At 71.6% G+C, this 24,070-nt stretch carries 16 protein-coding genes; 6 read left to right on the top strand and 10 right to left on the bottom strand.

Going from position 1 to position 24,070, the window contains the following annotated elements; all coding sequences use genetic code 11:
- Positions 1–3: 3 nt before the first annotated feature.
- From clpX to tig, 4 genes are all read right to left on the bottom strand, one after another.
- A complete protein-coding gene (clpX, locus tag HGK34_RS11690; protein WP_201847394.1) occupies positions 4–1,293 on the bottom strand; it encodes an ATP-dependent Clp protease ATP-binding subunit ClpX in 1,290 nt (429 codons plus the stop codon).
- 352 nt (positions 1,294–1,645) lie between these two features.
- Complete coding sequence (locus tag HGK34_RS11685) at positions 1,646–2,356, bottom strand: ATP-dependent Clp protease proteolytic subunit (protein ID WP_307815921.1); 711 nt, start codon at positions 2,354–2,356, stop codon at positions 1,646–1,648.
- 37 nt (positions 2,357–2,393) lie between these two features.
- Complete coding sequence (locus tag HGK34_RS11680; protein ID WP_201847393.1) at positions 2,394–3,026, bottom strand: ATP-dependent Clp protease proteolytic subunit; 633 nt, start codon at positions 3,024–3,026, stop codon at positions 2,394–2,396.
- 396 nt (positions 3,027–3,422) lie between these two features.
- On the bottom strand, positions 3,423–4,802 hold the full coding sequence (gene tig, locus HGK34_RS11675; RefSeq protein ID WP_201847391.1) for a trigger factor: 1,380 nt from the start codon (positions 4,800–4,802) through the stop codon (positions 3,423–3,425).
- Positions 4,803–5,128: 326 nt separating this feature from the next.
- Here tig and HGK34_RS11670 point away from each other — a divergent pair, with 326 nt between their 5' ends.
- The 4 genes from HGK34_RS11670 (at position 5,129) to HGK34_RS11655 (ending at position 9,598) form a co-directional block, all read left to right on the top strand.
- Positions 5,129–5,566, top strand: a complete 438-nt coding sequence (locus HGK34_RS11670) for an Lrp/AsnC family transcriptional regulator (RefSeq protein WP_201847388.1) — start codon at positions 5,129–5,131, stop codon at positions 5,564–5,566.
- Between the two features lie 174 nt (positions 5,567–5,740).
- On the top strand, positions 5,741–6,817 hold the full coding sequence (locus tag HGK34_RS11665; protein ID WP_201847386.1) for a DUF2157 domain-containing protein: 1,077 nt from the start codon (positions 5,741–5,743) through the stop codon (positions 6,815–6,817).
- Positions 6,814–7,641, top strand: a complete 828-nt coding sequence (locus HGK34_RS11660) for a hypothetical protein (RefSeq protein WP_201847384.1) — start codon at positions 6,814–6,816, stop codon at positions 7,639–7,641. Before HGK34_RS11665 ends, HGK34_RS11660 begins: the two co-directional genes overlap by 4 nt.
- A 256-nt stretch (positions 7,642–7,897) precedes the next feature.
- Positions 7,898–9,598: a carbohydrate-binding protein gene (locus tag HGK34_RS11655; protein ID WP_201847382.1), complete on the top strand. Its 1,701-nt coding sequence runs from the start codon at positions 7,898–7,900 to the stop codon at positions 9,596–9,598.
- 151 nt (positions 9,599–9,749) lie between these two features.
- On the opposite strand, the gene HGK34_RS11650 is transcribed toward HGK34_RS11655, so the two are convergent.
- Together HGK34_RS11650 and HGK34_RS11645 are read right to left on the bottom strand one after the other, a co-directional pair.
- Positions 9,750–11,696 carry a heavy metal translocating P-type ATPase gene (locus tag HGK34_RS11650; RefSeq protein WP_201847380.1) on the bottom strand — a complete coding sequence of 649 codons (1,947 nt, stop codon included), beginning with the start codon at positions 11,694–11,696 and terminating at the stop codon, positions 9,750–9,752.
- Between the two features lie 4 nt (positions 11,697–11,700).
- Positions 11,701–12,585 carry an AraC family transcriptional regulator gene (locus tag HGK34_RS11645; RefSeq protein ID WP_201847378.1) on the bottom strand — a complete coding sequence of 295 codons (885 nt, stop codon included), beginning with the start codon at positions 12,583–12,585 and terminating at the stop codon, positions 11,701–11,703.
- A gap of 52 nt (positions 12,586–12,637) precedes the next feature.
- Between HGK34_RS11645 and HGK34_RS11640 the strand changes: the two genes are divergently transcribed.
- Positions 12,638–13,090 (top strand): VOC family protein, encoded by a 453-nt coding sequence (locus HGK34_RS11640; RefSeq protein WP_201847376.1) that lies wholly within the window; start codon positions 12,638–12,640, stop codon positions 13,088–13,090.
- A gap of 87 nt (positions 13,091–13,177) precedes the next feature.
- Here HGK34_RS11640 and HGK34_RS11635 read toward each other — a convergent pair whose 3' ends face one another.
- Together HGK34_RS11635 and HGK34_RS11630 are read right to left on the bottom strand one after the other, a co-directional pair.
- Positions 13,178–19,405: a S8 family serine peptidase gene (locus tag HGK34_RS11635; protein ID WP_201847374.1), complete on the bottom strand. Its 6,228-nt coding sequence runs from the start codon at positions 19,403–19,405 to the stop codon at positions 13,178–13,180.
- Positions 19,406–19,452: 47 nt separating this feature from the next.
- Positions 19,453–22,413, bottom strand: a complete 2,961-nt coding sequence (locus tag HGK34_RS11630; protein WP_201847372.1) for an ATP-binding protein — start codon at positions 22,411–22,413, stop codon at positions 19,453–19,455.
- Positions 22,414–22,611: 198 nt separating this feature from the next.
- On the opposite strand from HGK34_RS11630, the gene HGK34_RS11625 reads away from it, so the two are divergent.
- Positions 22,612–23,604: a helix-turn-helix transcriptional regulator gene (locus tag HGK34_RS11625; RefSeq protein WP_280517895.1), complete on the top strand. Its 993-nt coding sequence runs from the start codon at positions 22,612–22,614 to the stop codon at positions 23,602–23,604.
- Here HGK34_RS11625 and HGK34_RS11620 read toward each other — a convergent pair.
- Together HGK34_RS11620 and HGK34_RS11615 are read right to left on the bottom strand one after the other, a co-directional pair.
- The gene (locus HGK34_RS11620) at positions 23,597–23,884 is read right to left on the bottom strand and encodes a hypothetical protein (RefSeq protein ID WP_201847368.1); all 288 of its coding nucleotides are present in this window, start codon (positions 23,882–23,884) and stop codon (positions 23,597–23,599) included. The genes HGK34_RS11625 and HGK34_RS11620 overlap by 8 nt on opposite strands.
- A gap of 6 nt (positions 23,885–23,890) precedes the next feature.
- Positions 23,891–24,043, bottom strand: coding sequence for a hypothetical protein (locus HGK34_RS11615; RefSeq protein ID WP_201847366.1), 153 nt, complete (start codon positions 24,041–24,043; stop codon positions 23,891–23,893).
- Positions 24,044–24,070 lie beyond the last annotated feature (27 nt).

The following is a 24,070-nucleotide window of genomic DNA, read 5'->3' as shown; positions in this document are numbered from 1 at the left end:
ACCTCAGGCGCTCTTCTCGCGCGGCTGACGGCCCCGGACCGCGGTGCGACGCGGGACCACGGTCGGGTTGACGTTCTCCAGCACGACGTCCCGGCTGATCAGCACGCGTTCGACGTCGTCGCGGCTGGGGACGTCGAACATCACCTGCTGCAGGACTTCCTCCATGATGGCGCGCAGGCCGCGTGCCCCGGTGCCCCGCAGCAACGCCTGGCCGGCGATGGCGTCGACGGCGCCGTCCTCGAACTCGAGCTCCACCCCGTCGATCTGGAACATCCGCTTGTACTGCTTCACGAGCGCGTTGCGCGGCTCGGTGAGAATACGCACCAGTGCGTCCCGGTCGAGCGGCGACACCGACGCGACGACGGGAAGACGCCCGATGAACTCAGGGATCAGGCCGTATTTCTGCAGGTCCTCGGGCCGGACCTCGGCGAACAGGTCGTCGTCGGCCGCGGTCTCCATCGGGGCGGCGAACCCGATGCCACGCTTGCGGGCGCGGGAGGCCACGATGTCGTCGAGTCCGGCGAACGCTCCGGCCACGATGAACAGCACGTTCGTGGTGTCGATCTGGATGAACTCCTGATGCGGATGCTTGCGTCCACCCTGTGGCGGGACCGATGCGCTCGTCCCCTCGATGATCTTCAGCAGGGCCTGCTGCACACCTTCCCCGGACACGTCCCGCGTGATCGAGGGGTTCTCCGCCTTGCGGGCCACCTTGTCGACCTCGTCGATGTAGATGATCCCCGTCTCGGCCTTCTTGACGTCGAAGTCGGCGGCCTGGATCAGCTTGAGCAGGATGTTCTCGACGTCCTCACCCACGTACCCGGCCTCGGTGAGCGCGGTGGCGTCGGCGATGGCGAAGGGGACGTTGAGCATCTTCGCCAGCGTCTGCGCCAGATAGGTCTTGCCCGTACCGGTGGGGCCGATCAGCAGGATGTTCGACTTCGCGATCTCCACCTGGTCGGCGTCTTCCTGGCTGCCGGGCGCCTTGGGGCCACTGCTCGCCTGGATCCGCTTGTAGTGGTTGTAGACCGCGACGGCCAGGGCCCGCTTCGCGGACTCCTGGCCGATGATGTACTGCTCGAGGAACTCGAAGATCTCGCGCGGCTTGGGCAACTCGGTGAGCCCCACCTCGGCCGCCTCGTTCATCTCCTCGTCGATGATCTCGTTGCACAGCTCGATGCACTCGTTGCAGATATAGACGCCTGGGCCCGCGATCAGCTTGATGACCTGCTTCTGGGACTTGCCGCAGAAGTTGCACTTCAGCAGCTCAGCGCCGTCACCGATACGCGCCACGTATTCGTCTCCTCGCTCCTGCGCTCTTCCGAGCGGTCCGGGCTCTGGTCGGGCGATTCTGTCTCTGCGGGAAAGCTTCCAGATCTCCAGGTGGGGCCGCAGGCCCCAGGTCTACCTACCATTGCACACCACCGGGGGTCCGGTTGTCAGCCGGTCTCACGGCGGGTCGTCCAGGTGAGGTGCGATTCTCACCGACACTCGCAAGATTGCCATGATTTCAGCGGCGTGTCTCGTTTTTCCTCTGGCCTGCCGCCGCGCCGTCCCGATCTGTCCCCGCGCCGCGCGCCGGGGCGGTGGGGCCCGCAGGTCCCCGCCGCCCCGGCGGTGTCCGCCACCGCGGGCGCTCCACGGCTCAGGAGGCCGTGAGGGCCTGCGCCTTGCGCGACTCCAGGACCTGGTCCACCAGGCCGTAGTCCTTGGCCTCGGCGGCCGTGAGGATCTTGTCGCGCTCGATGTCGTCGCGCACCTCCGCGACGGTCTTGCCCGAGTGGCGGGCCAGGGCGTCCTCCAGCCACTCGCGCATCCGGATGAGCTCGTTCGCGTGGATCTCGATGTCCGACGCCTGCGCGTAGCCGCCGCCCTCCATCGCGGGCTGGTGGATGAGCACGCGGGCGTTGGGGAGCGCGAGCCGCTTGCCCTTCTGGCCCGCGGCCAGGAGCACCGCCGCCGCCGAGGCGGCCTGCCCCAGGCAGACCGTCTGGATCTGCGGCTTGATGAACTCCATCGTGTCGTACAGGGCCGTCATGGCGGTGAACGAGCCGCCCGGGCTGTTGATGTACAGGATGATGTCGCGGTCCGGGTCCTGGGACTCCAGGACGAGCAGCTGCGCCATCACGTCATCGGCGGACGCGTCGTCCACCTGGACGCCCATGAAGATGATGCGGTCCTCGAACAGCTTGGTGTACGGGTCCTGGCGCTTGAATCCGTAGGCGGTGCGCTCCTCGAACTGAGGCAGTACGTACCGGCTGGAGGGCGCGCCGTGCGGCAGGCCGATACCGCCGGGCCGGCCGTACGAGCCGGCGAGGCGCTCGGCCGCGGCCAGGAACTGGGCTTCAGGGCTCACTGTGGTCTCCTCGATCCTCGAAGTTTTCTCGGCGTCGTCAGGACGCGCTGTTCATGCCGCCGCCGCCGGCCAGGGCCGCGTGCTCGACGACGTGGTCGATGAAGCCGTACTCGAGCGCCTCCGGCGCCGTGAACCACTTGTCCCGGTCGCTGTCCCTGGTGACCTGCTCCAGGGAGTGGCCGGTCTGCTCCGCCGTGAGTCCCGCCAGCACCTTCTTCATGTGCATGATGAGCTCGGCGTTGATGCGCACGTCCGTCGCCGTGCCGCCGATACCGCCCGACGGCTGGTGCATCATCACCCGGGCGTGCGGGGTCGCGTAGCGCTTGCCCTTGGCTCCCGAGCTGAGCAGGAACTGGCCCATCGAGGCCGCCATGCCCATGGCCACGGTCGCCACGTCCGGCTGGACGAACTGCATCGTGTCGTAGATCGCCATTCCCGCGGTGATCGAGCCACCGGGGCTGTTGATGTAGAGCCAGATGTCCTTGGTCGGGTCCTCGGCCGCGAGAAGCATCATCTGGGCGCAGATCGCGTTGGCGTTGTCGTCACGCACCTCCGAGCCGAGCCAGATGATGCGTTCCTTGAGCAACCGGTTGTAGATCGAGTCGTTGAGGCCGAAGTTCGACCCCTCCGACCGCGCCACCGGCCCAGCGTCTGTCCGCAGATCGTTCACGTCCCACTCCTCAGTGTCCGGCAGGTTCCTGCGCAAGCATGTCGATCGACCCTAACGCGCCCGCAGGCGCCGGAACTCCCTCGTAGGCCTGCGTTTCGCCGACAGCGCACGTGCGCTGCCCTGGGCGTAACCAGGCGGCCCCTGCCCACGCCGCGAACCCCTCGCCGGGCAGGCTTCCCCGGCACGACGGCGCCCGGGGCACCCTCCCGACGGAAGGCACCCCGGGCACGACCATGCACGAGCTGCTGGGGCGGCGCGGACCGGCCCGGCCGGGTCTCACCACGGGCATCCCGCAGCACAGGCCCGCCACGGGACGCGGCCACGCCAGACATCAGGACGCGACCACTTCCGCGACCATGACGGCCATCGGACCTATGAACGCGTCCGTACCGGAGGTCAGGCCTTGGCCGACTCCTGCGCACCGTCGGCCTCGGCCTCCGCCTCGCCCGCGGCCTGAGCCTCGGCCATGGCCTGCTCCAGCGCGGACTGCTGCTCGTCGATCTCGTCCGAGCCGATGAACTCGCTCAGGTCGACGGCGGCGCCGGCCGAGTCCTTGACCTCGATCTGGCGCAGCGCCACGGCAAGCGCCTTCGACCGCGCGACCTCGCCGACCATCGCCGGGATCTGGCCGCCCTGCTCCAGCGTCTGGATGAACTCCGACGGCTCCATGCCGTACTGGCGCGACATGCTGACCAGGTACTCCACGAGCTCACCCTGGCCGACCTTGACCTCGAGCTTCTCGGCGAGCGTGTCCAGCAGGATCTGGTTCTTCAGAGCCTTCTTCGCGTCCTCGGTGACCTCGGCGCGGTGCTCGTCGTCCTCCAGGCGGCTCTCCTGCTCCAGGTGCCGGTGCACCTCGGCGTCGACCACGCCGGACGGCACCGGAACCTCGACGGCCTCGAGCAGCTTCTCCAGGAGTGCGTCGCGCGCGGCCACGGCCTGGTCGGAGCCCTTGCCCTGGGCTGCCTGCGACTTCAGGTCCTCCGTCAGCTCGGCGAGCGTGTCGAACTCGGAGGCGAGCTGGGCGAAGTCGTCGTCCGCCTCAGGCAGGTCACGCTGCTTGACGCTGGTGGCGGTGACGGTCACGTCCGCCTCCTCGCCCTCGTGGTCACCGCCGGCGAGCGGCGCACGGAACGTCGTCGTCTCCTCGGCCGACAGGCCCGTCAGGGCCTCGTCCAGACCCTCGAGCATGTTGCCCGAGCCGATCTGGTAGGAGACGCCGGAGACCGAGTCGACCTCCTCGTCGCCGATCTTCGCGGTCAGGTCGATGACAACGTAGTCGCCCTCGACCGCCGGACGGTCCACGCCGACCAGCGTGCCGAAGCGCTCGCGCAGGGCGTCGAGGCGCTCGGTGACGTCCTCGTCGGTGACCTCGGCCGTGTCGACCGTCAGATCGATGGTGTCCAGCTCGGGAAGGTCGAGCTCCGGCCTGATCTCGACGTCGGCCGTGAACTTCAGCTGGCCCTCGCCGGCCTTGGCCGGGATCTCCGTGACGTCGACGGACGGCTGCGCGAGCGGGCGCAGCTCGTTCTCGGTGAGCGCCTGACGGTAGAAGTCGTTGAGGCCGTCGTTCACGGCGTGCTCCACGACGGCGCCCCAACCGACCCGCTGGTCGATGATGCGCGGGGGGACCTTGCCCTTGCGGAAGCCGGGAATGTTCACCTGCTCCGCGATGTGCTTGTAGGCGTGGTCGATGCTCGGCTTGAGCTCGTCGTAGTCCACCTCGACAGTCAGCTTGACCTTGGTGGGGTCCAGGGTCTCGACGGCGCTCTTCACTTCGTTGGTCTCCAGATGATCGGTGGTGCGCTCACCCGGTACCTGGGACGTGAGGAACTCACGACGGCAGGAGCCACCTGGCGGGCGCGGGGATGCAGGATCGTGCGACAGATGCACGGCAATCCCGATCATCGTACGCCCCAGCGCGCCTCCTGCCGAATGCGCGGGCCGGAACGGGTGACACGCCCCGCGCCCACGACGGCGGAGCCGCTGTCACCGGGAGGGCCGACGACGGCGGAGTCGCCGCCGGCCCTCCCGGTGTCCCGGCTCGGGCAACGGCACGACGCTGGTTTGCGCGTGTCCCCGCGGCGGCACACGATGCGCACATGGACGAGCTGAACCGGGCGATCATCGAGCGCCTGCTGCGCGACGGTCGCGCCACGTACCAGGAGGTCGGCAACGCCGTGGGACTGTCCGCGCCGGCGGTGAAGCGGCGCGTCGACCTGATGCTCGCGCGCGGCGAGATCGCCGGGTTCACCGTGCACGTCACACCGGCGGCCATGGGCTGGACCCTGGAGGGCTACGTCGAGATCTTCTGCGACGGGATCGTCGCCCCCGCCGTGCTCCGACGGGACCTGGCACCGATCCCGGAGGTGGTCCGGGTCGCGACGGTGGCCGGCGACGCGGACGCCATCGTGCACGTCGTGGCCGCCGACATGGCAGGCATCGAACGCACCGTGGAACGGATCCGGTCCGCCGCGCACGTCGTCAAGACCCGGACGTCGATAGTGATGTCACGGGTGGTGGACCGGCCCGAGGCGTGAGCGCCGGCGTCCGCACGGCCGGTCGTCCGAGGGTCTCGCGGCCCATGTCGAGGGGACCAAGGACCCTGCGGTGGCGTCGTCGGCAGCAATAGCGTCGGAACCACCAGGCCGTCGTCGGCATGCGTCCCCGGCATGCCCGGGACGGCTCCGTTGCCGATGCAGGGAGCGGCTGTCATGAGTGTCAACCCGAGAGACCACGACCGGGTGTTCCCGGTGCGGCACCCCGGCCCGGATCCGGTCCCGGCGGCCCGGCTCGCCGAGTGGGCGGCCGCAGGGATCATCACCCGGGACCAGGCCGATCTCATCGCCGCCCACGAGCTCGCGCAGGCAGAACGGCGTCCGGCGCCCCGAGGCGGTCCGTCACTGCTCGCCGAGGCGCTCGGCTATGTCGGCGGTGTGGTCATCCTGGTGGCGGCCGTGCTGCTCGCGACCGAGTTCTGGGAGCAGCTCGGGACGGGCGGGCGCCTGGTCGTGGTCGGTGCCGCGGCCGGCACGATGCTGGTGGCCGGCGTCGCCGTGCCCCGGCGGGCCGGTGAGCAGGGGCGCCGGCTGCGCGCGGTGCTCTGGGCCGGCGCCACGGTCGCGTTCGCCGGGTTCGCGGCGCTGCTCGCGTCCGACGCCCTGGGCATGTCCGGTGACGACGCCACGCTCACCGCGGCCGCGGCCGCCGCGGCCGTCGCCTCGACCCTCTGGTGGCTCCGGCCGACGGGGCTGCAGCACCTCGTGGCTCTTCTGGCGCTGGCCGCCACGGTGGCTGCCACGGTGGCGAAGGTGACCGACGCCGACTACCTGCCCGGCGTCGGCGTCTGGACGGTCGGCCTGGCGTGGTTCCTGCTCGCCCGGGCCGGACTGCTTCGTCCGCGCGAACTGGCGCTCGTGCTCGGGAGCGCCCTCGCGGTGTTCGGGGCGCTGATGACGCTGCCGACCGACGGCGGGATCGCGCTGACCCTGGTGACGGCGGTGGCGATCGTCGCCGCGGCCGTCTGGACGACCGACCTGCCCCTCCTGGGAGTGGGGGCCGTGGGCCTGCTCATCGCGCTGCCGAACGCCGTGCAGACCTGGTTCGGCGCCACGTTCGCCGCCCCGGTGGCGCTGCTCGGAGCCGGCCTGGTTCTGGTCGTGGCCGCGCTCTGGATCGCACGACGCCGGCAGCGACCCGAGCGCGCCGGCGAGCCGCCGGTCGGCGCACCGGGAGACTTCCTCGCTCCGAAGGTCACCGCCACCGAACACGCGAAAGGCGATGAACCATGACCTCCGTCGACCGCCCCGCACGCTGGGTGCCGGCAGTACTCGGCACGGTCGTGCTGTTCGCCGGATGCAGTTCGTCCGGGGACACACCGAGCGCGTCCCGTACGGACCTCTCCGGCACGAGTCTCCCGCGGTCCAGCGAGTCGGCCGGCCCGGACCCGTCCGACCTCACCACCACGATCGACAACACGTACTGGCCGATGGAACCGGGGACCAGGTGGGTCTACCGCGAGGTCGACGAGCAAGGTCAGGAGCTGCGCGTCGTCGTCACCGTGACGAGCGCGACGAAGACGGTCGCCAGCGGTGTCACCGGGCGTGTCGTCCGGGACACCGTCACGCGGGACGGGGAGATCGTCGAGGACACCTTCGACTGGTACGCGCAGGACTCCAGGGGGACGATCTGGTACCTGGGTGAGGACACCGCGGAGTTCGAGGGTGGCAGGGTCGCCTCCCGAGAGGGCTCCTTCGAGGCCGGGGCGGACGGCGCTCTGGCGGGCGTCATCATGCCGGGCGACCCTGCCGTCGGGATGGCCTACCGCCAGGAGTACCTCCAGGGCGAGGCCGAGGACAACGGCGAGGTGCTCAGCCTCGACGAGCAGGCCGACGTCCCGGCCGGGCATTTCGACGGCGCACTGCTGACCAAGGACACCATCACCATCGAGCCGGACGTGCTCGAGTACAAGCTCTACGCACCGAGGATCGGCCCGGTGCTGACCCTGGGGGTCTCGGGAGGCGGTGGCCGCGAGGAACTCGTCGAGGTCACCTCGGTCCCGGCGGACACGGCGGACTCCGCGGGATCCACACCGCTCGGCGAGGAGTACGGCTGATCCTCCTTCCGCAGGCGTCCGGCGAGACCGGTTCTGCCTGGGTTCAGTGACGCCGGCCGCACCGCGACACCGTCCCGAAGCACCTCCGGCGAGTGAACCGGTTCGGCAGCTCCTCGCCGAGAAGCCGGCGCAGCAGCCGATATCGCTGCAATTACCAGGGTATTGCAGCGAACGGCGTTCGAAGCTAGCGTCTCGGACCGAGCCGCGATCGTCGAACCGGTTCACACGCTGAGTCCAGTCTCAACGAGGAGATGCAATGCGAAGAGTCCTGTCCCGAGCCTGCGCGCTCGCCCTCGTGGTGGGCGCCTCCCTGGCCCCGGCACTCCCGGCGGAGGCCGCCGGCAACACCCTCACCGTCGACGTCGGCAACGTCGTCCGTCCCGTCACGCACGTCGGCTCCGGTGGCCTGTACGGCGTCGGTTCCGACACCAAGCCCACCACCGACCAGCTCCTGCCGCTCAGCCCCATCAGCTTCACCCAGCCGCCGCCCGGCACCACGCACCTGGGCAACGGCGCCACCGAGCCGTGCTGCGACGCGCTCGACGTGGCCGGGAACATCACACGCGCCGGCGCGCAGCAGTTCATCCGGATGCCGGACATCTACCCCACCTTCCCGTACGAGTGGCAGGGCTGGACGGACTGGGAGAACAAGGTCCGCACCATGGTGCAGGACCGCCTGGACGCCACGTGGGCCACGAACATCCAGGGCTGGGAGATCTGGAACGAGCCGGACTGGACGTGGGACACCGCGGCGGCGGGCAGCTTCAACGACGGCTGGACCCGCACCCACCGGCTCATCCGGACGATGGACACCGTGACGCCGATCGTGGGCCCCGGCTACGCCACCTACAACCACGACCGGATGCTGGCGTTCCTGACGAACGCGAAGAACACGAACACGGTCCCGGACGCGATCGTCTGGCACGAGCTGGACGACATGAACTGGAACTCGTTCGACGAGCACGTGGCCGACTACCGCGCGATCGAGAACCAGCTCGGCATCAGCCCGCGCCCCATCGCGATCAACGAGTACAACTCCTACAACCAGATGGACATCCCCAGCGTCGCCGTGCACTGGATCTCGGTCCTGGAACGGTACGGTGCGCGCGAGGCACACCGCGCCTACTGGTTCGAGGCCGGCACCTTCGACGGCCTGTTCACCCTCGACGGCCGGCCCACGGCGTCCTACTGGGCCTACCGCTGGTACGGCGCCATGGCGGGCAACGTCGTGCGGACCACGCCGCAGAGCTGGCTCGACGGCGTCGCCTCGTACGACTCCACGCGCAAGATCGTCAACGTCGTCCTCGGCGGTGACAGCGGGAACAACGCGGTGCGGATCAACGGCCTGTCCTCGTTCGGCTCCTCGGTCGACGTGACGGTCAGCTCGGTGCCCGGCTCCGGCCGCCACACCTATGTCCCGGCCCCGACGGTCATGTCCACCTCGACCATGTCCGTCTCGGGAGGCAGTGTCACCGTGCCCGTCGACGGCATGACCGCCGAGGGCGCCTACCAGGTGGTCGTCACCCCGGCAGGAGGCCCGACGTCGTCCTGGCAGCAGACCTACGAGGCGGAGAACGCCACCGTGGTCAACGCTCAGACCCGCTCGTCGTCGGGTGCGTCGAACGGGTACTACGTCGGCGGCATCGACGGCTCGGCCGACATGCGCTCGGACAGCTTCGTCGACTTCACGGTCAACGTGCCCACCGCCCGCAGCTACACGATGACGATCCGCTACGCGAACGGCACCGGGGCGACGTCGACCCACGGCCTGGCCTACAACGGCGGCGCCTGGTCCACCGTCTCCTACCCGCCGACGGCGGGATGGGCACAGTTCTCGACGGTGAGCGTGACGGTCGACCTGCACGCCGGGTACAACATGATCCGCCTGGCCAAGGGGTCGCCCTACTTCAGCGGCGGCACCGGGTACGCCGAGCTGGACAGCATCCGCCTCTCCTGAGGAGACCTGCCACGGCGAGAGCCGGGGCCGCGGAGACCTCGCGTCTCCCCGGCCCCGGCCGTCTCGTCTCCCGGCCCTCTTCCCGGGCACCCGCGCCTCCGGCGACGGCGACGGCGACGGCGAGAAACCAGGACCCGGCGTCCGGCAGGCGTCACGACGCGGCGGAGCCGCCGGATCCCCGTGCGGCATCGCCCGCCCCCGTTCGAGCAGGCTCCGCGGACTCCGTCGCCCCGCCCGGCGGGGGCGTCGTCAGGCCACCGGCCGGCCCGCCGAGCGCCCGCAGGGCGTACAGGATGGTCGCGAGGTCGACGAGCTCCTGCACGAGGGCGCCGGCCACCGCCGGGATGGCCCCGGTCATCGCGACGAGCATCAGTCCCACGCTCAGCCCGATGCCGATCCAGATCGCGGCGAGGGCGACGCGCAGGGTGTGGCGGCCGATCGAGACCGCGTCGGTCAGCTTGGCGAGCGAGTCGACCAGGAGCACGACGTCGGCGGCGTCCCCGGCCGCGGTCGCGCCCCGGGCACCCATCGCGACCCCGACGTCGGACGCGGCGAGCACCGGGGCGTCGTTCACGCCGTCGCCCACCATCATCACCGGCCGGGGCTGCAGCTCGGCGGCGAGCCGCACCTTCTCGGGCGGCAGGAGCTCCGCGTGCACCTCCTCGATGCCGACCTGCCGGGCGATCGACTCCGCCGTCGGCCGTGCGTCGCCCGTCAGCATCGTGACGTGCTCGACGCCGTTCGCGCGCAGCCAGGAGACGACGGCCGGCGACTCGGGACGGGGATCGTCGGCCAGCACGACGCTGCCCGCGAAGCGGCCGTCGACCGCGACATAGGCGGCGGCCTCCCCCGCACCCAAGGCGGCATGTTCCGTGTCCGGTGCCAGCGCCGCGACGTAGGCCGGTTTGCCCACGACGACGGTCCGGCCACCGACCGACGCGGTGACCCCGTTGGTGGCGACCTCGCCGGCCTCCTCGGCGGCCACGAGGTCCAGGCCCCGGTCCGCGGCGGCGCGGCGGATGCTGTCGGCGAAGACGTGCGACGAGTACTGCTCGGCGGACGCGGCGAGCAGGAGCACCTCGTCGGCGGTGAAGCCGCCGGCCGGCCGCACGCCGACCAGGTCCGGGCGGCCCTGTGTCAGCGTCCCGGTCTTGTCGAAGGCGGCCGACCGCAGCCGCGCGAGCTGCTCGATCACGGTGCCGCCCTTCATGATCACGCCGGTCTTGGCGGCCCGGGAGAGCCCGCCGAGGAAGGCGACGGGCGCCGCGATGAGGAGGGGGCAGGGAGTCGCCAGCACGAGAACCTCGGCGAACCGGGTCGGGTTGCCCGAGAGGGCCCACGCCGTGCCCGCCAGGACGAGCGAGACGGCGGTGAAGGGGACGGCGAACCGGTCGGCGAGCCGGACGACCGGGGCGCGCGACTCCTCGGCCTCCTCCACGAGCGCGACGATCTGCTGGTACTGGCTGTCGGCGCTGCTCCGGACAGCCCGCAGGCGGACCGCCCGGGTCCCGTTGATCGCTCCCGACAGCACCTCGTCGCCCGTGCCGCGCGTCACCGGCAGGCTCTCCCCGGTCAGGGAGGACTCGTCGAACGTGCCGCTGCCACCGACCAGCACCCCGTCCACGGGCACGATCTCCCCCGGGCGCACGAGCAACACGTCGCCGACCTCGACGTCGTCGACCGCCGTGTCCCGCACGAGGTTCGAGTCGGTCGCCTCCGGGCTCGCCAGGACGTGCGCGGTGCGCGGAGAACGGTCCAGCAGAGCGGTCAGGTCGCGCTTGGCGCGCCGGGCCGCGAAGTCCTCGAGCGCCTCGCCGCCCGAGAGCATCAGCACGATGATGAGCGAGGCGATGTACTCCTCCACGGCCAGGGTCGCGACCATCGCCACCACCGCGAGGATGTCGAGCCCCACGTGCCCGTGCAGCACGTCGCGCACCATCCCGACCAGCGTCCAGGCCACGAACACCGCCACGTAGGCGGTCACCACCCACCGGACCGCGGCGGGTTCGCCCGCGGCGTGCAGCACCAGCGCGGCCAGGGCCACGAGAACGGTGATCGTGATCTGCGGGTAGCGCGTCAGCGCCCGGATGAACCGCATGGCCTCAATGGTGCCCGGCGGCGCCCGGGTCCGCAGCACCGGCCCCGCAGCTGCGGGCGTACTCACCGGGGGCGAGTCCGATCACGCGTACGAAGTCGCCGGTGAAGTGCGCCTGGTCGTAGTAGCCGACGGCCGCCGCCAGCCCCGCCAGGTCCAGGCCGGGATCGCGGCCCAGCAGCTCGGCGGCGAGGTGGATCCGGTGACGCTGCAGCACCCACTTGGGGCTGACACCCACCCAGTCGGCGAACAGGCGCTGCAGCGTGCGCGGTGTGGTCCCGAGCTCGGCGGCGAGCGCCGTGACGGTGCACCCGGGCGCGGCGTCGGCGATGACGTCGAAGGCCTCGCGGAGGGCGGCGAGGGCGGCGGCCGACCGCGGCGTGCGCACCCGTTCGGCGGCGGCACGGAGCAGCGGGGTGACGGTGGCGACGGCCGCCTCCGGTCTGCCTGCCGACGCCTGGTCGAGCGACTCCGCGGCGGCAGGATCCGCCGCCGGTCCCAGGAACCGGGCCGGCTCGACGGTGCCGCGCCGGCCGGCGTCCGCACGTCCGAGCAGAGTGCGGTAGCCACCGGGGCGCAGCTTGGTCCCCACCACGCCGCCCGCGCCGGAGAGCGTGCGCTCGAAGAGGCCGGCAGGCATGGCGTAGGCGAGGAAGCCGCCGTCCTCGGCGACGACGTGGCCGACGGGATGCGGCATCACGGTCTGGGTGAAGGAGACGCCGTCGGGCAGGTCCCAGGTGATCACCCAGTGCCAGTCGACCAGATCGGCGAGATCGGGCGCGGGCGCGACCCGCACCAGCGAGAGCCGGTCGCGCGCGCGGACCGGGTTCACGATGCCGAGGGTGGGCCCGGACCCGAGCACCTGGTCCGCCCCTGCCGTCCTGTCGAACACCTGTCGCATTATTCCAAGAGTGGCGCGGCCGGGCCACGCCAGGATCGAGGACATGAAGAACTCGGCCCTGCATCCCAACATCTCCGTGTCCGACGCCCGCGCGGCCGTCGCCTTCTACGAGGCGGCACTGGGCGCCGAGACGCTCTACGTGATCACGGCCGGTGACGTCGTGATCCACTCCGATCTGGTCCTGCGGTCCGCCGCCGGGGAGTCGACGTTCACGGTGGCGGCCGCGTTCCCGCCGGACTCGGTCGCGCCCGAGCCCGGTGCTCCGACGCCGGCGAGCTTCACGGTGCCGGTCACGGACACCGACGCCGCCTACACCCGGGCCGTCGATGCCGGGGCGACCGGCCTCAGCGAGCCCGCGGACTGGTTCGAGGGTTTCCGGCAGGCGGCCGTGCGCTGCCCGTTCGGGCACCGCTGGTACTTCGTCACGGTGGACGACGCCGTGAGCGCCGCGGACGTGCAGCGCGCGAGCGACGCGTGGGTCGCGGCACGTGACTGAGCCACGAGGGAGGACAGGGCCTCCCCGGCAGATCGTGCCGGGGAGGCCCTGCCTCCGGGGTGCTCCTGCTGACGAGCCGGGGCTACGTCACAGGCGCGGGTCCTCCCGCACCGCGAGGGTGCTGAGCACGGGAGGCCGCTTGCCGGTCTCGCCGACCAGCTCGACCGTCAGGTCACCGCCCGTGTGCCGGACGGTGGCGGTGTGCCGGTCCGCGGTCAGCGCACCGACGTGGGACCGCACGTCGTGGTCGTAGAGCACGACCTTGCCGTCCACCAGCACGTCGATGCTCCGCCTGCCGAGGTCGATCCTGCTGATCTCCGCCAGGCCGAGGTCGATGCGGTAGGTGCCCTCGGGGACGTCCTTGAAGACGTAGCCGAACGTCTTGCCCGTCCGCTCGGTGCGGAACAGCTCGTCGTCCTCGGTCCCGTCGATGTCGGCCCGGGTGGCGCGCCGCACGCCGCCGACGTGGCCCCAGCCGTCCGGGTCCTTGTCCAGCGACTGGTCCGCCGACCAGACGAAGCCGTCCGCGCCGGCCAGGCCGTGTCCACCGACGTCGACCCCCAGCCAGTAGGCGGACGTCGCGAGCCGGGCACGCTCGTACTGCTGCGGGACGCGTCCCGCGTTCGAGGAGACGAGCACGTCCCCGACCTGCACGCCCGGACCGGCACCGGTGTTGTCGACCGACACCGTGACGGTCGTGGACTCGCCCACGGCCAGCTCGACCCCGCCCTCGGCGGCGTCACCGGCCAGCGACAGCCAGGGCAGGTCGGCGGCCTCGTGCCCGTCCTCGCCGTCCCGGCGCTGCTCCGTGAGTTCGACCCCGAGCGGGGCGGTCCCGGAGTTGGTCACGGTGAGCTGGGCCGTCGCGGTCCGGTCCTGGTCGAGGAACCACTCGAGGTCGTCCCCGGAGATCTCGGCGACGCCCGTGGCCAGCGCCGTGTCCAGCACCTCGGCCGCCCCCTTCTCGGCGACGGTCACGGTCGAGTCGTCCGCCTCGTAGTTCGGCGACCAGACGCTCACCGTGCTGTCGCCGACGAGTGCCTGGGCCTTCCACAGACCCTGGGCGTTGGAGGTGATCGTGCGCGTGCCACCGTCCGGGCCCGTCAGGGTGACGAGCGCGCCCGCGATCGGCTTCCCGTCGTTGGCGTCGGTGACCTCACCCTCGATCGTGCCCGACGCGGGCAGGACGTACTCCAGCCCCATCCCGGCCGTGAGCTTCGGCTCGTCGAACGAGTACTGGCTCGCGCGCAGTCCGTCGAGGCTCTCGACGCCGATCGTCGCCGACGAGCCCCGGGTGCGGGGGTCGGACCCGCCGAAGCCGTCGCCGTAGCCGATCTGGATGCGCCCGTCCTCGACGAGGGTGACCGAGAAGCTCACGCGTGCCGACCGGTCGTCGTTGAACGTGACGTCCCGGTACTCGACGATCTGGGCGTCGAGCCCGTCCACGGTCGTCACGCCGACGTAGATCCGCGCCTCGTCGTCCACGAGCAGGTCGTCCCAGAAGGGGTAGATCGCGTCCGCCGGCCAGCTCGTCGGGAGCGCGGTGTTGCGTGAGTCGGACCGGGCGCGGTCCAGGGTCAGCATGCCGTTCTTCGCGACGCACGCCCCGTCCCACGCGGTGTCGTAGAACGGGAGGTCGAACCCGAACCACAGCACGCCGCACCCGTAGCGTCCGGACCAGCCGGTGTCCGTGGTGCCCTGCCGGTACAGGCCGGTCGTCTCGTGCACCTCGTACCCGCGCTGTGCCCCAGCCACCGGCACGTCCTCCGGTTCCGGCTGCTGCGGCTCGGGCTCCGGCCGCTCGACGGCCCGTGGGTCGAGGGTCACGCGAAGGGCCGCGACGCTCGGGGCACGCAGCCCCAGGGCGCCCTTGAGCTTCACCGTCAGCGGACCGCCGGAGTGCTCGACGACGGCGGTCTGCCAGTCGGCGGTGTTCCGGCCGGCGGTGCCCGCCACGTCGTAGGCGTACCGCGTGAGCGAGTCGTCCACGAGCACGTCGAACACGCGCCGGCCCGGGGCGACGCGCTGGATCTCCGCGAAGGCGAGATCCACCCGGTAGGTGCCCTCCGGCGCGTCGCCGAACTCGTAGGTCAGGTCCTGGTGCCGCGCGGTGCGCTGGGACCGGAACAGGGTGTCGTCCGTGGTGCCGTCCACCGCGGAGCGGGTGGAGATCGTCCGTGTCCGGCCCCGGTACCCCCACGAGCCCTTGCCGAGGGGCTGGTCCGCCGACCAGGAGAAGCCGTCGCCGTCGGTGAACGCCCCGCCCGCCGCGTTCACGGCCACCTGGTACTCGGTGGTCGTGAGCGTGACCGGGATGTACTCCTTGGACTGCCGGCCCGCGTCGGACGTCACGAGGATGTTCGCCCCGAGCACGCCCGGATCGACGTCGTCGGAAGAGACCTCGACCTCGACCGTCGTCGACTCACCCGGCGCGAGCGTGCCGCCGGTCGTCGACAGCGACAGCCACGGCAGGTCCGTGACCAGGTCGTCCTCGACGTCCACGAGCAGGATCTCGTCGGTGAGCTGGTCGGTGGCCCACAGCGCACCGGTGGCGTCCGTCGCGAGGCCGCCACCCTGCAGCGGCCGCTGACCGGGGAACCACCAGGCGTTGACCAGCGAGCAGTCCACGGGGTCGACCTGCAGGAGCCGGGTCGGCCGGTTCGACGCCAGGTCCGTGTACCAGAGGGTGTCGGACGCGGCGTTGTACGCCAGGCCCATCGCCTCCGGCAGCGGCGGCGAGCAGTACGACAGGAACTGCCCGGGCGTCTCGTACGACGTGCCGGCCACGGTCCCGATCGCGCCGACACCTCGGCCGCCCACGTAGAAGACGTCCAGCGCCTCGTTGTACGCCAGCCCCGTCAGCTGCGTGTTCGACCACGCGCCCTTGATCTGGCGCGTCTCGGCACCCGTGTCACGGTCGAAGCAGTGGATGAAGCTCGCCGGGCTGTCCTCCAGCTGGCACATGTCGCCGGTGCGGGTGTCGAACGCCATGTCGAACGCCCGGTAGTCGGGGTTCCAGTTCGCGGCGAACTCCTTGCCGGTCTTCTCCCCCGTCACCGTGTAGGCGGTGTTCGTGCGCGCGTTGTAGTCATGGACCCACACGTCGCCGTCGTACCCGAGACCGGACGGCTCCTTCTCGTCCAGGTCCCCGTCCAGCGTGATGCGGGTGATGACCTCCCCGCCGGAATGGGTCCCGACCTCGTCCGACGACGTGGCGACATCGTCGCCGGTCTTCTCACTGCCGGCCTTCTCGTCGCCGGCGGCCGAGGACTCGTAGCCGGCCTCCGCCGCGGCGTCGTCCCAGACCGTCATGTCGATCGTGCTGTCGGTCCCCGCACCGGTCCGCGTGACGGCCTCACCCGTGTCGAGCTCCGGGTGGCGCGCCACCTCGCCCAGGTCGAACGTGACCGGGGCCGAGCCGGGGTTCGTCAGGGTCAGCGAACCCTTGCCGTTCTGGCCGGTGCCCAGCACCACGTCCAGACCGTCGGCCGTCAGGTCGGCGATCCCGGTGGTGAGGCGCACGTCGACCTCGGTGGCCGCGTACAGGTGGTCGAGCGAGAACTCGTAGGTCTCGGTCACGTAGTCCGGCGCGGAGACCGTCATCGTGTAGTCGCCCACGGGAAGCTGACGGTGCATGACGCCGGTCGGCGTCGTCGTGAGGCTCTCGACGAGACCCTCGTCGTCGGCGATCGCGATCGTGGCACCCGCCACGGGCAGCCCGTCGTTCTCGTCCACGATCGTCGAGTCGACGAACCCGAAGTCCGGCAGGTCGTAGGTGACGACCAGCCCGTCGTGCAGCGTCGGGGAGTTCTCCGAGAACCGGATGCCGTCCACGCCCGCCCAGCCCTGGATGCCGGTCGTCGTCACCGAGCCGGCCGTCAGCGGGTCATCGCCGCCCACGCCGTCCCCGTAGGCGAGGATCACCGTCCCGTTCCGGGTGAACGTGGCGGAGAAGCTGACCGTGTCCTGCGACCACTCCGGCCGGTCCGAACCACCCCACACGTGCACGTCCCGGTACTCCACGACGAACGCGTCCTCGCCGTCCACCGTGGTCGGCGCCGTGTAGATGCCACCGTCGTCGAGCTTGAACGGGGTCTGCACGTAGAACGGGAACGCGCCCACTCCCCCGGTGCCGGGACCGGCGTACGCGTCGTCGACGGAGATGACCCCTCGCCTGCCGATGTTGAGCGTGTCGTGGGTGCCGTTGTAGAGCGCGATGGGGTGCGGCAGCGACACCTGAGCCCAGACGCCGCTCGTGAACTCCACCTTGTCGGTCCCGCGCCGGTAGTCACCCTCCGAAACGGCGCACGTGTAGCCGCCGTCGTCGACCACGCGCGGGACCGGCACCTCGACCGGACCCGTCTCCGGCCCCACGGTCAGGGGCACCGTGGTGGGCGACAGGCAGGCGTTCGGCACGACGCCGAGCCGGTAGTCACCCTCCGGCACGTCCGCGATCGTGAACGCACCGTCGGCATCCGTCACCACGGCGTCCAGGGGCGTCCCCTTGACGGAGACCTCCGCGTGCGGGACCGGCTGCCGGTCCTCGTCGAGGATCGTGCCACCGACGTCGTGGGTGTCGGCCGGGGTGAGCGTGATGTCGACGGCGGCGTCCTCGCCGACGGACACCGTGGCGCTCGCCGACGACGTCAGGTAGCCGAACGCCTCCGCGGTGAGGTCGTAGTGCCCCTCTGGCAGGTGCACGGTGAAGGAGCCGTCCTCCTCCGTGCCGATCGTGCGGTCGAACGGACCGTCGATCGTCACCTCGGCGCCGGGCACCGGCGTGCCGCCGGACGTGACGACGCCGCTCAGGGTGCCGCCGCCGCGAGGGGCGAGTTCCAGCAGCCGCACGAGGTCGAGACGGCCCTCACCGTACTTGTTGTTGAACTCCGCGGTGCCGCCGCAGGAGGTGTCGTCGACGTCGACGGCCGATTCCGCCAGCAGGCGGCGTGTGGTGTCGATCTGCCCGATGAGCGTCGGGTCGTAGCTCCAGAGTGCGGCGACGGCGCCCGCGACGTGCGGTGCGGCCATCGACGTGCCGTTGAGCAGCCGATACGTGTTCCCCGGCCAGGAGGAACGGACGCCGACGCCCGGCGCGGAGATCTCCGGCTTGATCACGCCGTCCTCACCCTCACCCTTGCGGGAGAACGCGGCCAGCGAGCCGTTCGAGGCGAACGCGCCCACGGAGTAGGCGTCCGGGTGCGATCCCGGCGAGGAGACCGTCCCGCAGTCCGCGCCCGGGGACGTGTTCCCCGCCGACCAGACGCTGAAGATCCCGGCCGCCGTCCACGCCTCGTCGATCGCCGTGAAGAAGTCCGAGTACAGGTGCTCCTCCGTGGAGCCCCACGAGTTGTTCACCACGTGCGGGCGCTTGGACACGTCCGGGTTCTGCCCGTCGCTGTCCGTGGGGGCCAGCAGCCACCAGCCGGAGTCCAGCAGCGACTCGAACCCGGTGCTCTGGCAGCAGCCGTTGGTCGCGATCCACTGCGCGTCCGGGGCCACGCCCACCCGGTTGCCCACGCCGTCGTCGCCCACCATGGTGCCCATCGTGTGGGTGCCGTGCCCGTTGTCGTCGCACGGCGCGGTTCCCTCGCACACGCCCCGGCTGTCGAACCAGTTGTAGTCGTGGTCGAACGTCCCGTCGGCCTTCGCGCCCCGGTAGCTGCCCACGAGTGCCGGGTGGTCGAACTCCACGCCCGAGTCAAGGTTGGACACCGTGATGCCCGCACCCGTCGCGCCCTGTTCCCAGGCCTCGGGTGCGTTGATGTAGTCGAGGCCCCACTCGACGTCGTCGGCCGCCGCACGCAGCTCGGGGGCGTCGGAGTCCGGCTGCACCGGCTCGACCAGCCCGACCTCCGGCGCGTCCTGGACCTCGGCGACCTGCCGGTTCTCGGCCAGGTCCAGTGCGAGGCCCTCGGTGCCGTCCTTGACCAGTACCGCGTTCGCGATGGGGTAGGACTCGTAGTCGACGTCCGCCGCGTCGAGCTGCGGGGCAACGGTCGCCAGCGAGGCCTCCGCCGTCGCCGTCAGCGCGTCGTAGACGAACTGGCCGCGTTCGGTCCAGTCCGCGATGTCCTTGGCCGGCTCCAGATCCGCCTGCTCGTCGAACGTCAGCCAGAACTCGGCGGTCCGGTCGCTGCGGAACGACTCCTGGAGCTGCGGATCGATCTTCTCCGCGCTCCCCGCCGGCGCCGCACCCGGATCAGGTGGTGGCGCGGCGGCCGCCGGTGGTGGGGCGCCGACGCCGAGGCCCGCAATGAGGGCCAGCGACGCCACGACGGTCAGCAGTTTCATCGGGGCATGGATCATGCGTGCCATGCTCCGGGCAGGATATAGACGTCGCTATCCTGCGAATGCGTCAAAAATCATGATGCGTCGGCCACGACCTGCTCCTCCGAGAGCACGCCGGCCTCCACCGCCGTGACCGCGAGCGCGGTCCGCGAGGTCACCTTGAGCTTGCGCATCGCCGCACGCAGCTGCTGGTCCACGGTGGCGGGCGACTTCACCAGGATCCGGCTGATCTCCCGGTTCGTGTGGCCGACGACGACGAGCCGGACGACCTCCAGCTCCCGCGGGGAGAGGCGGTCGCCGTAGCCGCGCCGGCCGCCGCGCCACGGACGCGGGACGTCCGCCCCGGACTCCCGGAGCCGCCGCGCGACCCGGTCCGCGTCGCCACGGGCCCCGAGCCGGAACAGCTGCTCGTACTGGCCGGTCAGCAGTTCCTGGCCCTCGTGGAGCTGCCCCGCCGCGAGGAGTGCCTCCGCCTGCCGTTCCCGGGCCAGCATGGCGTCGTACGGGCGCGGCAACGCGCTCCAGGCTCGGGCGGCCCGTGCGTAGGCGGCTGCCGCCCTGGGGTGGTCCTGCGCCGCGGCGAGCAGGTGCGCGCGGCACAGCGCGAGCGCCGCGCGAGGCGCCGGGGCGGCATGCCCCCGCAGGCCCCTCGCGAACTGCTCGGTCAGCTGCCTCGCCGCCACCTGGTCGCCGTCGGCGAGGTGCGCCTCGATCCGGGCGGGGACGACGTCGGTCGCCCAGACCCAGACCCCCTTCCGGCGCAGGGCGTCGATCGGCTGGTCGGTGGCCCGCAGCGCCGCGAGGGTGTCGCCGTCGGCCAGCCACAGCCGGGCCAGCGCCGCGGCGGGCTCCATCGTGTCGTCGACCACGCCGAGCCGCGCGCTCTCGTCGAGGACGAGCCGGAACTGCTCCTCCGCGGCCTGCCGCCGACCGGCCGCGGAGGCCAGCCGCGCTGCCAGGCGGACGCCCGCGAGGTAGGCGGTAGGGCGGTCCCGGCTCGCCTCCGCGAGCGCGGCGCCGCGCTCGGCGAGCCCGTCCCACCGGCCGGTGAACCAGTCCAGGCCGGCGCGTTCGAGCTCGATGACGTAGCGCAGGCGCGAGGCGCCCTCGCCGTCGGCGAGACCTCTGGCGACGGCGAGGTGCCGTTCCGCGTCCGCGTGCCTGCCCCACAGCATCGCGCCGGTGCCGATGTTGGAGTGGATGCGGGCCAGGTCGATCCGCTCGGCGGAGGTCGCGGCGTCGAGCGGAAGGCCGGCCACGACGTCCCAGGCCTCCTCCTCGCCCAGCATCAGGAGTGCGGCCGCGCGGTTCCCGGCGAGGTTCAGGCGCTCGGCCGGGGAGGTGATGCCGTCGGTGATCTCCGCCGCGCGCTGGAGCCACCGCAGATGGGTGGGTGCGGGCCAGGGCCCAGCGTAGGCCCAGCCGAGGTAGGTCATCGCGCGGGCCGCCTCGACCGGGTCGTGGTCGAGGTTGGCGACCGCCTGCTCGAGCTCGGCGAGCGCGGCCCGGGCCTCGCCGCCGAGGATCAGCAGCCGCCCGAGGGGATTGCGGATCTCCGCCTTCTGGCGGGCCGACAGCGCCGGGGACTCGAGCACGGCCCGCAGCGTGCGGGTCACGCGGTGGTGCACCTCGTCCACGGGTTCCCGGCGGCTGAGCGCGGTGACGCCGATGGTGCGCGCGACCCGTGCGAGATCCGGCGGCGGCAGCTCTGTCGCCGACAGGAGTTCGTCGAGCAGGACGACCGCCGTGGTGTGGTCGCCCGAGGCCACGGCGTGCTGTGCGGCGTGCTCGGAGTAGCGCGTCCACGGCTCCGTCTCACCCGCCTGGCGGAAGTGGTGCGCGAGGCGTGCGGCGGGGGCCGGCCGGAGGCTCTCCAGCGCCCGTCCTGCCCGCAGGTGAAGGAGCGCGCGGTCGGCCCGCGTGATCGCCTCGTACACCGCTGCCGCTGCCAGCCGGTGCCGGAACCGCCACTGGCCGCGGTCGTCGTCGACGACGACCGCGGCGTCCGCGGCCTCCGCCATGCCGGTCCGGCACTCCCGCGGCAGCAGGTCCGCGGTCGCGGCGATGGTGGCCTCCGGCGCGGGCTCCGCCAGGGTCGCCATGGCGTGCAGCACCCGCTGGGCCGTGCGTGACAGCCGCGTGACCCGTTCGAGCGTGCAGTCGCGCACGGTGGGCGGCACGGTCAGCTCGCACAGCTCTCGCCTGCTCCAGTGCCCGTCCCGGACGTGGATGTCCGCCCGGTCGCACATGAGACGCACCGATTCCTCCAGGACCAGCGGAATGCCGTCGGTCCGTTCCTGGAGGAACCTGGTGAACTCCGGCGACATCGGGCTCCCGCCCAGCATGGAGGACACCAGTGAGGCCGTGTCCTCGCTCCTCAGGGGGCCGAGCGGGATGCGCGAGCAGGTGATGCCCGCCGGCAGCCGGGACGTGAGCCGTCGCAGGAGCGAGTCGGCGGCCACCTCCTCGGGCCGGTAGGAGATCACCAGGCTCGGCCCGCCCGCCCGCTGGCCGGAGGCCAGGAAGAGGAGGAACTCGAGGGTGGCGTCGTCGGCCCAGTGCGCGTCCTCGACCATGAGGAGACGCACGCCGAGCGCCCGGATCAGCTCGTCGAGCGCGCGGAACAGACGATGGCGCGCGGCCCCCGCGTCACCCAGCGGCGCCGGTGCCGGCGGGAGCACGCCCGACCACTCCGGGAACAGCGGGCGCAGCGCGCCGGCGAGGTCGCTGAGCTCCAGGCGCGGGACCGGCACGGTGGTGCCGCGGAACGCGTCCACGACGGGTCCGAGGGTGAGCGACTCACGCAGCGGCGGACACACCGAGATCAGCGTGGTGTCCCGGCGGGAGGGGGCATCGGCGAGCCAGTGCTGCAGCAGCCTGCTCTTGCCGATCCCTGCCTCACCCTCCACCAGGACGATCGCCGGCGGCCGGGCCAGCGCGCTCTCGAGAGCCGACAGCTCCCGGCCGCGTCCCACGAACGCCGGCACGGACGGAGTGGGCGGCGGTCCGTCGTGCGAGTGCGGGAAGCGAGGCATGCGGGATTTTCCCCCCGGCCGGTTGCCCGGCGCAAGTATCACGAGCGCCGCCCAAAGAGAATCTGCAGGTCAACGGCCACTTCGAAGAACGGGTGAAATCTGGTAAAACCTCTGTTCGACCCCGCTGACCTGTGCGAGCATGCAAGACCGGGACGGTCGCCCGGCGCCCGTTCGTTCGATCGATCGGGGAGTCGAAGCATGCTGCAAGGTCTGGGGATGTCCAGCACGGCCGAGTCGGTCTACCTGCAGATGCTCAGAGATCGCGACGCCGGACCGGACCGTATCGCCGAGGCCCTCGGGATCGACGAGGAGCGTGTCCGGGAAGCCCTGGACGAGCTGTCCCATCTGATGCTCGTCGAGGAGTCGTGGGGCGATGACGACAGGCTGCGTCCGGTCAGCCCGGAGGTGGGGCTCGCGGCCCTGCTCGCCCGCGAGCAGGCGCAGGTCGCGCAGCGCAACCAGGAGATCGAGGAGGGCCGGGTGGCTCTCGCACGTCTCGTCTCCGAGCTGAGCAACGTGCACAAGGGGCCCGACGTCGAGGTGCTGGAGACCGCGGCGGAGGCCAGGGACCGCCTGGCCACGCTCATCGAACGGTGCACGCAGGAACTGTGCACGTTCGTGCCGACCCGGGCCACGTCACCGCGTGCGCTGGGCTCGAGCCGCGCCCTGAGCGAGACGCTGCTGGCACGTGGCGTGCGGATGCGCACGGTCTACCTGGAGAGCATCCGCAACGATCAGGCGACGTGGGATCACGCCACGTGGCTGCGCAACAACGGCGCCGAGGTGCGGCTGGCCGCGACCGTCCCGGTCCGGCTCCAGATCATCGACCAGGACCATGCGATGGTGCCCCTGACCGACACCGAGTCGGGGTCCGGCGCCGTGGTGATGACCTCACCCGGGGTCGTCGCCGCGCTCATGGCCTTGTTCACGCAGGCCTGGCGGGCGGCCACCCCTCTGGGCGCGGACCGCCGCCGCGACGACGACGGCCTGTCGGTGCAGGAGCACGAGCTGTTGCGGCTGTGGGCCAAGGGAGCCACCGACGAGGCCGCCGGGCGCAGGCTCGGTGTGTCGCTGCGGACGGTGCGGCGCCTGAGCAGCGGTCTCATGGAGCGCCTGGACGCCAGCAGCCGCTTTCAGGCGGGGGCGCGGGCACTGGACCACGGCTGGCTGGAGCCTGCGGACCTCAGCTGAGCCCGGCGGGGTCCCAGGCCTCGACCTTTCCCAGTGTCCAGTCGGTGAGTTCGAGCGAGTCCGTCGCGGCGAGGACCAGACGGCTCCCGGTCGCCGCGGCCCGGTCGAGCGGCACCAGGAGGTACATCACGACGCCGAAGCCGGTGGGAAGCAAGGCGGCATAGACGTGCATCAGCTGATCCTGCGGGACGGCCGCGGCCTGGATCGCGTCGACGATGCTCGCCGACGTGGTCCAGGCCGTGGTATGTGGGGCCTCCACGGTGATCTTGACGATCCGCACAGGGCATCACGGCTGGGTGGTGGCAGGCGGGGTCGTCTCCCACTGCGGGTCCGTCTCCCACTGCGGGTCCTCGGCGCTGGCCACTCCCTGGCCGGCCGCGGTGAGCACGACCGCGGTCAGGACGACGACGACGGAACGCCGAAAAACTGAGAGCTGCATGGTGATTCTCCATTCTGCACGGGTTTC

The organism is Myceligenerans indicum (assembly GCF_016742955.1).
Taxonomy (GTDB): domain Bacteria; phylum Actinomycetota; class Actinomycetes; order Actinomycetales; family Cellulomonadaceae; genus Myceligenerans; species Myceligenerans indicum.
This window is presented reverse-complemented; position numbering and strand designations above follow the sequence as displayed.

Coding starts and splice junctions, on each gene's coding strand:
- HGK34_RS11665 (WP_201847386.1), top strand. CDS start 5,741: ATGAGTGTCAACCCGAGAGACCACGACCGGGTGTTCCCGGTGCGGCAC.
- HGK34_RS11640 (WP_201847376.1), top strand. CDS start 12,638: ATGAAGAACTCGGCCCTGCATCCCAACATCTCCGTGTCCGACGCCCGC.
- HGK34_RS11670 (WP_201847388.1), top strand. CDS start 5,129: ATGGACGAGCTGAACCGGGCGATCATCGAGCGCCTGCTGCGCGACGGT.
- HGK34_RS11630 (WP_201847372.1), bottom strand. CDS start 22,413: ATGCCTCGCTTCCCGCACTCGCACGACGGACCGCCGCCCACTCCGTCC.
- HGK34_RS11660 (WP_201847384.1), top strand. CDS start 6,814: ATGACCTCCGTCGACCGCCCCGCACGCTGGGTGCCGGCAGTACTCGGC.
- HGK34_RS11635 (WP_201847374.1), bottom strand. CDS start 19,405: ATGGCACGCATGATCCATGCCCCGATGAAACTGCTGACCGTCGTGGCG.
- HGK34_RS11615 (WP_201847366.1), bottom strand. CDS start 24,043: ATGCAGCTCTCAGTTTTTCGGCGTTCCGTCGTCGTCGTCCTGACCGCG.
- HGK34_RS11650 (WP_201847380.1), bottom strand. CDS start 11,696: ATGCGGTTCATCCGGGCGCTGACGCGCTACCCGCAGATCACGATCACC.
- HGK34_RS11655 (WP_201847382.1), top strand. CDS start 7,898: ATGCGAAGAGTCCTGTCCCGAGCCTGCGCGCTCGCCCTCGTGGTGGGC.
- HGK34_RS11625 (WP_280517895.1), top strand. CDS start 22,612: ATGCTGCAAGGTCTGGGGATGTCCAGCACGGCCGAGTCGGTCTACCTG.